The organism is Plasticicumulans sp., assembly GCF_035331805.1.
Classification (GTDB): Bacteria; Pseudomonadota; Gammaproteobacteria; order Competibacterales; family Competibacteraceae; genus Plasticicumulans.
Genome location: NZ_DAOLKE010000013.1, coordinates 16,987 through 26,749, shown reverse-complemented (window position 1 = coordinate 26,749; position 9,763 = coordinate 16,987). Strand labels below are relative to the sequence as shown.

General features: G+C 71.2%; 9 protein-coding genes and 1 pseudogene. 6 read left to right on the top strand and 4 right to left on the bottom strand.

Going from position 1 to position 9,763, the window contains the following annotated elements; genetic code table 11:
• On the top strand, window positions 1-583 hold a 583-nt coding region (locus PKE44_RS02340), incomplete at its 5' end, for an NAD(P)H-dependent glycerol-3-phosphate dehydrogenase (RefSeq protein WP_324548054.1).
• Window positions 584-592: 9 nt separating this feature from the next.
• Window positions 593-1,036, top strand: coding sequence for a CopD family protein (locus PKE44_RS02335; RefSeq protein WP_324548053.1), 444 nt, complete (start codon window positions 593-595; stop codon window positions 1,034-1,036).
• Window positions 1,037-1,102: 66 nt separating this feature from the next.
• Here the strand turns inward: PKE44_RS02335 and PKE44_RS02330 are convergent, their stop codons facing one another.
• From PKE44_RS02330 to PKE44_RS02315, 4 genes are all read right to left on the bottom strand, one after another.
• Window positions 1,103-1,987 carry an SGNH/GDSL hydrolase family protein gene (locus PKE44_RS02330; RefSeq protein WP_324548051.1) on the bottom strand — a complete coding sequence of 295 codons (885 nt, stop codon included), beginning with the start codon at window positions 1,985-1,987 and terminating at the stop codon, window positions 1,103-1,105.
• 40 nt (window positions 1,988-2,027) lie between these two features.
• Window positions 2,028-2,828 (bottom strand): hypothetical protein, encoded by an 801-nt coding sequence (locus tag PKE44_RS02325; protein WP_324548050.1) that lies wholly within the window; start codon window positions 2,826-2,828, stop codon window positions 2,028-2,030.
• Entirely contained in the window at window positions 2,825-3,964 is a 1,140-nt protein-coding gene (locus PKE44_RS02320) for an OpgC domain-containing protein (protein ID WP_324548049.1), read from the bottom strand. The genes PKE44_RS02325 and PKE44_RS02320 overlap by 4 nt, the downstream gene beginning before the upstream one ends.
• 379 nt (window positions 3,965-4,343) lie before the next feature.
• Window positions 4,344-4,811, bottom strand: a complete 468-nt coding sequence (locus PKE44_RS02315; protein WP_324548048.1) for a YbaN family protein — start codon at window positions 4,809-4,811, stop codon at window positions 4,344-4,346.
• A 183-nt stretch (window positions 4,812-4,994) separates the two neighbouring features.
• On the opposite strand from PKE44_RS02315, the gene PKE44_RS02310 reads away from it, so the two are divergent.
• The 4 genes and pseudogenes from PKE44_RS02310 to PKE44_RS02295 all read left to right on the top strand — a co-directional run.
• Window positions 4,995-5,666 (top strand): response regulator, encoded by a 672-nt coding sequence (locus PKE44_RS02310; RefSeq protein ID WP_324548047.1) that lies wholly within the window; start codon window positions 4,995-4,997, stop codon window positions 5,664-5,666.
• Window positions 5,667-5,697: 31 nt separating this feature from the next.
• The gene (locus PKE44_RS02305) at window positions 5,698-7,002 is read left to right on the top strand and encodes an ATP-binding protein (RefSeq protein ID WP_324548046.1); all 1,305 of its coding nucleotides are present in this window, start codon (window positions 5,698-5,700) and stop codon (window positions 7,000-7,002) included.
• Window positions 7,003-7,052: 50 nt separating this feature from the next.
• Window positions 7,053-9,062 carry a DNA helicase Rep gene (gene rep, locus PKE44_RS02300; RefSeq protein ID WP_324548045.1) on the top strand — a complete coding sequence of 670 codons (2,010 nt, stop codon included), beginning with the start codon at window positions 7,053-7,055 and terminating at the stop codon, window positions 9,060-9,062.
• A gap of 413 nt (window positions 9,063-9,475) precedes the next feature.
• Window positions 9,476-9,763: pseudogene (locus PKE44_RS02295) on the top strand (hypothetical protein); the annotation flags it as partial.

Here is a 9,763-nt window from a genome sequence, read left to right as displayed (position 1 = left end):
GCGCGAGGTCGCGCGCGGCCTGCCGACCGCGACCACGGTCGCGAGCCTCGACGCCGGCTGGGCGGCGACGGTCGCCGGCTTCCTGCACGGGCGCGACTTCCGCGCCTACACCGTCACCGACGTGAGCGGCGTCGAACTCGGCGGCGCGGTCAAGAACGTGCTCGCGATCGCCTGCGGCGTCGCCGACGGCCTCGGCTACGGCGCCAACGCCCGCGCGGCGCTGATCACGCGCGGTCTGGCCGAGATGGTGCGCCTCGGCCTCGCCTGCGGCGGCCGGCGCGAGACCTTCATGGGGCTCGCCGGCGTCGGCGATCTGGTGCTCACCTGCACCGATGACCAGTCGCGCAACCGCCGCTTCGGCCTCGCGCTCGGGCGCGGGGCCGGCGTCGGGGAGGCACTCGCCGGCATCGGTCAGGTCGTCGAGGGCGCGGCCGCGGTCGCCGAAGTCCTGAAGCTCGCGCGCAGCCACGGCGTCGAGATGCCGATCTCCGAGCAGGTCGAGGCCGTCGTCCATGGCGGCCGGCCACCGGCGGCAGCGGTCGAGGCCCTGCTGGCGCGCGAGCCGCGCGACGACGGCGTGTGAGGACGGCCCATGTACGGATGGCTGCTGCTGCTGCACATCCTCGGTGCCAGCGTCTGGACCGGCGGGCACCTCGTGCTGTCGCTCGTGATCCTGCCCGGTGTGCTGCGCGAGCGCTCGGCAGCGAAGCTGCTCGCGTTCGAATCGGGCTTCGAGAAGATCGGCATGCCGGCGCTGGTCGTGCAGGTCGTCACCGGCCTGCTGCTCGCCTGGCGGCAGCTGCCGCAGCTGACGGCGTGGTTCGATCCGGCCAATCCGCTCGCGCACGCGATCCTTGCCAAGCTCGGACTGCTGCTCGCGACCTTCCTGCTCGCGCTCGATGCCAAACTGCGCGTGCTGCCGCACTTCGATGATTCGCGGCTCACCGACATGGCCTGGCACATCGTGCCGGTGACGGTGCTGTCGGTGCTGTTCGTCGCGGCCGGCGTGTCGTTTCGCACCGGCTGGCTGTACTGAAACGCCTGCACCGGCAATGCGCCCGCCCCTGCCGCGCACCGCCTCGCGGCAGGGACGCGCGCCGGCTTACGGCGCCAGCGTCGTCGCCAGCGTGCCGCCGGTGCTGCCGGCATCGAGCGTGTCGATGCCCATCGCCACCTGCGCGGCGAGGCAGTGGTAGCCGAGGTCGTTCTGATGCAGGCCGTCGGCGGTCAGCATCGCCGCCAACAGCGGGGCATCCTTCGCGGCGAGCTGCTGCATCAGTTCGTAGCGCTGCACGACCGGCACGTCGAACTCGTCGCCGAGCTGCTCGATCAGCTCGACATAGGCCTCGATCTGCTTCGCGGCTGCGGTCTGCGGCGCGTACTGCGGCGGCATCAGGATCACGTCGATGCCGGCACTGCGCAGCGCCGCCAGACCTTCCTTGAGCGTCGCGGCGAACTGTTCGAGCGGGACGTTGCGCACCACGTCATTGGCGCCGGCCTGCCAGATCACCAGCGTCGGGTCGTTCGGATAGACATCCTTGCCGAAGCGCGCCAGCGTCTGCGTGGCCACCTCGCCGCCGCGGCCCTTGTTGATGACCTCGATCGGCTCGCCGACGTAGCGCGTGCGCAGCAGGCTGCCGAGCTGGGCCGGATAGGTGTTGGCCGGCGAGCTGGCGCCGTAGCCTTCGGTCGACGAGGAGCCGATCGCGACGATGGTCAGCGGCTCGCGCCGGTCGATCCGGGCGCGCGTGCGCTCCAGCGCGCCGTCGAGGCGCACCATCTGCGCCGGCAGCACGCAGCGGCGGTCGATCGACAGCTTGCCGCTTTCGGCACGCACCGGCTTCGGGGCGAGCAGCACCATCGCCGCCAGCAGGCCGCCGAGGCCGGCGAGCGCCAGATGCCGGGCCTTGCGGCTGTTGCGCGGCAGCGCGTGGCTGCGCGCGCTCGGCTCGGAGTGGGTGTGCTTGCGCAGGGTATCGGGTCGCATCGGGTGTCTCCCTGTTATGGCGCTGCGCCTTCACCGGCGCTCAGCGTGAAGCCCGGTCGATCATGTCGGCCAGGTACCGGCCGAGACAGTCGTGGATGCGATCGGCAACCCGGCGCTGTGACTCGGCGTCCGCCGGATCGAGGTCGAGCAAGCCCTGCTCGACCCACCGGCGCATGATTTCGAAACGCGGGAACAGCGCGGCGCGCCGTCCCATCGCGATCTGGCGAAGGTAACCCAGATAAGGGCCGGCATCATAGAGAACAAAGGCTTCGCTGCCGTACTGCGCGTCGATCAGCAGCGTGTCGGCCGCGGCGTTCTCGGCGTACTGCAGGCCGTGCTCGATGGCATCGCCGAACTCGTTGATGTCGACGCCGCGGATCGCATCGACGGTGCCGGTCTGCCAGACCAGCAGTTCGGGGTGATAGGTCGCGAGCGCCTCGGGCAGCTTCTCGATCTGCTGGGCGGCGGTCTGGCCGGGGCGGGCGAGGTTGACGACGTGCACGCGCCTGTCGCCCCAGCGCGCCTCCAGCCAGTGCTCCATGCGCACCGGATAGCTCAGCGTCGGCGAGGTCGGGCCGGCACGCCCGGCGGTCGAGGCCGTGCCGAGCACGAGGATGGTCACGTCGCGGTTCTCAAGCCGCGCCGCGGCGACGTGCGACAGCGGGAACGGCGTGCCGCGGATCAGTGACGGATCGCCGCATTCGCTGACTTCGGGCGCGACCGGGGAATCATCGTCCTCGTCCGCCGACGGGACGGGCGGCACGACCTCGGCATGCACTCCGGCACCGAGCAGCGCGGCGAGCAGGAACAGCACGGGACGGCGGCAGCGGGGGGGAGTCATGCCGAAGCTCCGGAGGGACGGCCCTGGGTGCCGGTGTTGCGGTACCACTCCATGATCCAGGCGACGAGGATCATCAGCAGCGTGCCGGCGACGCTGACGGCGATCTGCGCCGGCAGCGCACCGTGGAATTCGGTCAGGTAGAAGTGGCCGGTGAACGCCAGCAGCGTGCCGAGGCAGAAGATCTCCAGCGAATGCCGGCCGCAGATCACGAACGGCCGCGCCAGCCGGCCGTGCAGGAACGCCGCATCCGGGCCGACGCGCTGGGTCACGAGGTATGCGAGCGCCAGAAAGTGCAGCAGGCGCAGGATGTCGAGGTTGGTCTTGTCGATCGGGTAGATCAGCCGCGCCAGCCAGGCCGGCAGCCAGGTCTCCAGCGCCGGCCAGTACCAGGTGCCGACCACCGCCAGCGCGAACAGCAGGTAGGCGATGCACAGCGGCTGCAGCCAGCGGCGCTGTCGCGTCAGCACCGCCATCGCCGCCGGACTCAGCGCGCAGCAGGCCCCGATCACGAACAGGAACTGCCAGCAGAGCGGATTGAAGAACCAGGTCCGCCCGGGCGGATAGCCGGCGAGGTTCCAGTTGTTGGCACCGGCGCCGAGGTACAGCAGCCCCGACAGTCCGAGCACCAGCCACTGGCGGTGCAGCAGCAGCCACAGCAGCGGCGCGAAGCCGAGCAGCAGCGCGATGTACAGCGGCAGCACGTCCATGTTGGTCGGCCGGAAGCGCAGCAGCAGCGCCTGGATCAGGTTCACGTGCGGTTCGCTGAGGAAGCCGAGCAGGTTCATTTCCTCCGAGTACATCGGATTGCGGAAGCGCGTTTCCACCCAGCCGATCTGCGCCGTGAACAGCACGAACAGGAAGATGTGCGCGATGTACAGCTGCCAGGCGCGCTGCAGCAGGCTGGCGCTGCCGTACAGGAAGCCGTGGCGGCGCATCTGGCTGCCGTAGGCGAGCGTCGCGCTGTAGCCGGCGATGAACACGAAGATCTCGGTCGCATCGCAGAAGCCGTAGTTGCGGACCGTGATCCACGCGACCACGTTCGACGGGATGTGATCGAGGAAGATGTAGATCAGCGCCAGCCCGCGGAAGAAATCCAGCCGGGCGTCGCGACCGGCGGGGCGGGGCAAGGCCGGCACCGGCGGGACGGCCGGCAGCACCGCTTCCGGGGGCGCGGCCGGCTCCGTCACCGGCGCCGGGGGCGGCGCTTCCGCGGGCTCGGCTCGCGACGGCACCGGAGCAGGCCCGGCGGTGACGGGGGGGCGCTTCAGGACACGCAGAGCGCTGGGCAAGGCGGCGGTCTCCGGCCGGGCGCCGACAGGCAGCGCGGTGCGCGCAGAGTAGGCCGGGCCGCCGGCAGCCGACAGGGCTGCGCCGGGAGTGGATCAGGAAAGGCGGCCGGAGCGCGACGCAGCCGGCGGGTCCGGTCGCGGCCGTGCCGGACCCGGGGCAGGAGAAACCGGACCCGCCGGCGCTGCGTCGCGCTCCAGTCGTTCGGTGGGCGGCGGTGCGCGGGCTTCAGGCGTGCACCGCCGCGGAATCGGGGCCTTCGCGACGGGTCGCGACCCACAGACAGCCGAGTGCCCAGCCGCCGGCGAGCACCGCGATCAGCGCCGGCGGCGGCGACAGCAGCAGCGCCGACAGGCCGAGGCTCAGCGTCATGCCGCCGATCGCGGCGCGCTTGGCCGGACGGGCGATGGCGCCGTGGCACAGGTACGCATACAGCGCCGGCCCGAGCCGCGGATGCGCGAGCAGGCGCGCCGTCAGCCCCGGGCGCGCCTTCGCCCAGGCCCAGGCCGCGAGCAGCCAGAACACGAAGCTCGGCAGCAGCGGCACGAACAGGCCGAGCGTGCCGAGCCCGAACGCGCCGAAGCCGAGCGCGGTCAGCGCGTGGCGCGCCAGCGCCGAGCGCACCGGCCGGTGCATCGGGCAGGCCGCGAGCGGATCGGAGCCATCGGGTGCATCGTGGCGGTACAGGGCGTTCATCGGACACTCCGGCGGATCAGGGGACCGTTGCCGGCGCAGTCTGGTCCGGGGCCCGGGCCGGCGGAAATTGAATGTTCCGCTCGCTCCGATAGCCGCCTGCTATGTCAGTCCGCAGGCTACCGTACCCGCCGGCGGGCCGATCAGGGCAAAATGCCCGCTTTCCGCCACTGCCGGAGCCCGCCGATGCGTCTGCTGCTCGTCGAGGACGACCGCATGATCGGGCGCAGCGTCGAGCAGGGCCTGAAGCTGGAGGGCTACGCCGTCGACTGGGTGCTCGATGGCCTCTCCGCCGAAGCCGCGCTCGCCGAGACCGATTACGAACTGGTGCTGCTCGATCTCGGCCTGCCGCGCAAGGACGGGCTGGCCGTGCTCACGAGCCTGCGCAAGGCCGGCAACGCCGTGCCGGTGCTGATCCTGACCGCGCGCGATGCCGTGTCGGACCGCGTGCGCGGGCTCGACGCCGGCGCCGACGACTATCTGGTCAAGCCCTTCGAGCTCGACGAACTCGCCGCGCGCATCCGCGCGCTGGCGCGGCGGCGCGGCGGCCGGCCGACGCCGCTGATCGAGCACGGCGCGCTGACGCTCGATCCGGCCAGCCACGAGGTCACGCTCGCCGGCACGCCGCTCGCGCTGTCGCCGCGCGAGTTCGCGCTGCTGCACGCGCTGCTCGCCGAACCCGGCGTGCCGCAGTCGCGCGCCAAGCTCGAAGAGCAGGTCTACGGCTGGGGCGAGGAGCTCGAAAGCAACGCCGTCGAGGTGCACATCCACGCGCTGCGCCGCAAGCTCGGGGCCGCCTGGATCGCCAACCTGCGCGGCGTCGGCTGGTTCGTGCCGCGCGAGCCGCCACCGGCATGAAGCCCCGCCGCGCCGCCGCGCCCGCGGCCCGATGAACTCGATCCGCCGGCATCTGCTGCTCGCGCTGCTGTGCGCCGTGCTGCTCGGCTCGCTGGCCGGGGCCTGGGCGACCTGGCGCGGCGTGCGCGAGGAGCTCGACGAGATCTTCGACTACAACCTGCGCCAGCTCGCGCTGTCGATGCGCGACATGGCCTATGGCGTGGCCACCGCGCTGCCGCTGCCCGATCCCGAGTTCGATTTCGTGATCCAGGTCTGGAACGCCGCCGGCGCCCGCCTGTACTACGCGCACCGCCACGCCGACCCGCCCGGCCCGGCCGGACCGGGCTTCTCGACCACGAACACCAGCGAGGGGCGCTGGCGCGTGTTCGCCATCGTCGCCGATGGGCTGTTCGTGCAGGTCGCGCATCCGCTGGCGGTGCGCGAGCGGCTGGCCGCCGAGGCGGCGCTGCGCACGCTGCTGCCCTACCTGCTGCTGCTGCCGCTGCTCGCCATCGTGGTCGGCTGGCTGGTCGGGCGCGGGCTCGCACCGCTGCGGCGCGTGACGCGCGCGGTCGCGGCACGGCGCGCCGACAGCCTGGAGCCGGTCGCGCTCACCGATGTGCCGGACGAGATCCAGCCGCTGGTCGAGGCGCTGAACGGCCTGCTGGCGCGGCTGGCCACGGCGCTGCAGGCGCAGCGCGACTTCACGGCCGATGCCGCGCACGAACTGCGCAGCCCGCTGACCGCGCTGAGCCTGCAGGTGCAGTTGCTCGAACGCGCCCACGACGCGACCGGTCGCGCCGCGGCGCTCGCCGAGCTGCGCGGCGGCATCGCGCGCGCCGTGCATCTGGTCGATCAGCTGCTGAAGCTCGCGCGCCTCGGCCCCGAAGTCGGCAGCGCCACCGAGCCGGTCCGCCTCGCCGAGCTGGCCGCACGCGTGCTCGCCGAGCACGCACCGCTCGCCACGGCCAAGGCCATCGATCTCGGCCTCGGCGAGGTCGACCCGGCGCTCAGCGTGCGCGGCGATCCGGCCGGGCTGCGGCTGCTGCTGTCGAACCTCGTCGGCAACGCCGTGCGCTACACGCCGGACGGCGGCCGCGTCGATGTCTCGGTGCTCGCCGAGGGTCCGCAGGCCTTGCTGGTGGTCAGCGACACCGGCCCCGGCATCCCGGCCGACGAGCGCGGCCGGGTGTTCGACCGCTTCTACCGCCGGCCCGGCGAAACCGCCGAAGGCAGCGGCCTCGGGCTCGCGATCGTGCGCGCGGTCGCCGATCGCCACGGCGCCGACGTGCGCCTCGGGGACGCCGACGGCGGCGGCCTGCGCGTCGAGGTGCGCTTCCCGCCGGCCGCGGCCTGAGCCTGCCGCCGCGCTACACTGCCCGCCCCGCCGCCGCTTCGTCCGCCGCCGTGCATACGCTGAACCCGCCCCAACGCGCCGCCGTGCTGCACATCGACGGCCCGCTGCTCGTGCTCGCCGGCGCCGGCTCCGGCAAGACGCGCGTGATCACGCAGAAGATCGCCTACCTGATCCGCGACTGCGGCATCCGCGCCCGCCACATCGCCGCCGTGACCTTCACGAACAAGGCCGCGCGCGAGATGCAGGAGCGCGTCGGCAAGCTCGTGAAGGGGCCGGAGGCGCAGGGCCTGCGCGTGTCGACCTTCCATACGCTCGGCCTCGACATCCTGCGCCGCGAACTGAAGGGCGCCGGCTACCGCAGCGGCTTCTCGATCTACGACGCGCGCGACACGCTGCAGCTGCTGCAGGCGCTCGATGACGGCCTCGACAAGGACGACGCGCAGCAGGCGCAGTGGACGATCTCGCACTGGAAGAACGCGCTGGTGGAGCCCGGGGACGCGCTCGCCGAGGCGCAGGACGACATGACCGCCGACGCCGCCCGGCTGTACGCGCGCTACTGCGAGCAACTGCGCGCCTACAACGCCGTCGACTTCGACGACCTGATCCTGCAGCCGCTGCGGCTGTTCCAGCGCGAGCCCGAGGCGCTCGAACGCTGGCAGCAGCGCATCCATTACCTGCTGGTCGACGAGTACCAGGACACCAACACCTGCCAGTACCAGCTGGTGCGCGCGCTGCTCGGGGTGCGCGCCAACCTGACCGCGGTCGGCGACGACGACCAGTCGATCTACGCCTGGCGCGGCGCGCAGCCGCAGAACCTGCGCCTGCTCGCCGAGGACTTCCCGCAGCTGAAGATCGTCAAGCTCGAACAGAACTACCGTTCGAGCCGGCGCATCCTGCATGCCGCCAACACGCTGATCGCCAACAACCCGCACGTGTTCGACAAGAAGCTCTGGAGCGAGCACGCGCACGGCGAGCCGATCCGCGTCATCGTCTGCAAGGACGGCGACGACGAGGTCGCGCGTGTGGTCTCGGAACTCGTGCACCAGCGCCTGCGCCGGCGCACGCAGTGGCGCGACTACGCGATCCTGTACCGCGGCAACCATCAGGCCCGGCCCTTCGAGACCGCGCTGCGCCAGCAGAACGTGCCGTACCGGATCACCGGCGGCCAGAGCTTCTTCGCGCAGGCCGAGGTCAAGGACGTGCTCGCCTACCTGCGCCTGCTCGTGAACCCCGAGGACGACGCCGCCTTCGTGCGCATCGCCAACGTGCCGCGGCGCGAACTCGGGCCGGCGACGCTCGAAAAGCTCGCGCACTACGCCGCCGGCCGCGGGCTGGCGCTGCTGCCGGCCTGCCGCGAACTCGGCCTCGCGCAGCAGCTGCCCGAACGCGCCGCCGAACGCCTCGCCGGTTTCGCGCACTGGCTGGACGATGTCGCCGAACGCGCGCGCAGCGGCGAGCCGGCGGCCGTGGTCCGCGAGATGCTCGCCGAGCTGCACTACGAGGACTGGCTGAAGGAACAGGCGAACGACCCGAAGCAGGGCGCGCGGCGCATGCAGAGCGTGCACGAACTCACCGACTGGCTGGCGCGCATGGGCGAGACCGGCGACGGCAGCGCGCCGCCCTCGCTGGCCGAGCGCGTCGCGAAGATGGCGCTGATCGACCTGCTGGAGCGTCAGGAGGGCGAGGAGGCGCACGACGAGGTGACGCTGATGACGCTGCACGCCGCCAAGGGGCTGGAGTTCCCGCACGTGTTCGTCGTCGGCATCGAGGAGGAACTGCTGCCGCACCGCAACAGCATCGACGCCGGCACCATCGAGGAGGAGCGGCGCCTCGCCTACGTCGGCATCACCCGCGCGCAGAAGACGCTGACGCTGACGCTCGCGCAGCGGCGCAGGAAGTACGGCAACTGGGAAAGCTGCGAACCGAGCCGCTTCCTCGCCGAACTGCCGCAGGCCGACCTCGAATGGGAAGGCGCCGGCATCGAGCTCGCTCCGGAAGTGAAGAAGGAGCGCGGCCGCGAACGCCTCGCCGGGCTGCGCGCGCTGCTCGACAAGCCCTGAGCGCGCCCCGCGCTTGCCTTGCGACGGATGACGCGGACCGGGGCCAGGTCATTTGCCTGCCTGCGGATTTTTCCGGGCGGAATCGCGCCTGCTTGCCATTGCCGTTTTTTAAGGAAAGCGCTGCTTTCGCGACCGGAGTTGCAGGCCTTCAACAGCTTGCACAACCGTAATGTCACAGGCGTTGACTCCTGAATGCTGGCGATTACCCTGCCAGCATCGTTGCAAGATTTGACATAGATCAATACAGATCAATGTGGCGTCCCGGACGGCCGGCATCGCCTCGTTCCGAAACTCCGTGCCTGATCCATCAAACGCATCGGCCCGCACCCGATGCCGTCGATGACCATTGCTCTTTGAACCGGCCCATTCCCCGGGGCCTCATTCACACCCCGGCAAAAGACAGGGAGCGAATCATGGAAACCCTTTCGGTCAGCCACGAAATCCACTGCAGCGCCGATCGTTTCTGGACGACGTTCTTCGATCCGGATTTCAACGAACAACTGTTCGTGCAGGAGCTCGGCTTTCGCGATTACTGCGTGCTGGAACAGAAGGAATCCGAAAACGGCATCGAATGCCGTTCGACCGGCGTCATCGAATCGCATCTGGCAACGCCGCTGCGCACGCTGACCGGTCAGGAAATGCGCTACGTGCAGCAGGGCTGCTTCGACCGCAGCAGCCGCTGTTACCGCTGGCAGAGCGTG

What these genes read in the sequence shown, in the direction of transcription:
- PKE44_RS02330 (WP_324548051.1), bottom strand. Translation starts at nt 1,987, where the DNA reads ATGCGACCCGATACCCTGCGCAAGCACACCCACTCCGAGCCGAGCGCG.
- PKE44_RS02325 (WP_324548050.1), bottom strand. Translation starts at nt 2,828, where the DNA reads ATGACTCCCCCCCGCTGCCGCCGTCCCGTGCTGTTCCTGCTCGCCGCG.
- PKE44_RS02315 (WP_324548048.1), bottom strand. Translation starts at nt 4,811, where the DNA reads ATGAACGCCCTGTACCGCCACGATGCACCCGATGGCTCCGATCCGCTC.
- PKE44_RS02305 (WP_324548046.1), top strand. Translation starts at nt 5,698, where the DNA reads ATGAACTCGATCCGCCGGCATCTGCTGCTCGCGCTGCTGTGCGCCGTG.
- PKE44_RS02310 (WP_324548047.1), top strand. Translation starts at nt 4,995, where the DNA reads ATGCGTCTGCTGCTCGTCGAGGACGACCGCATGATCGGGCGCAGCGTC.
- PKE44_RS02335 (WP_324548053.1), top strand. Translation starts at nt 593, where the DNA reads ATGTACGGATGGCTGCTGCTGCTGCACATCCTCGGTGCCAGCGTCTGG.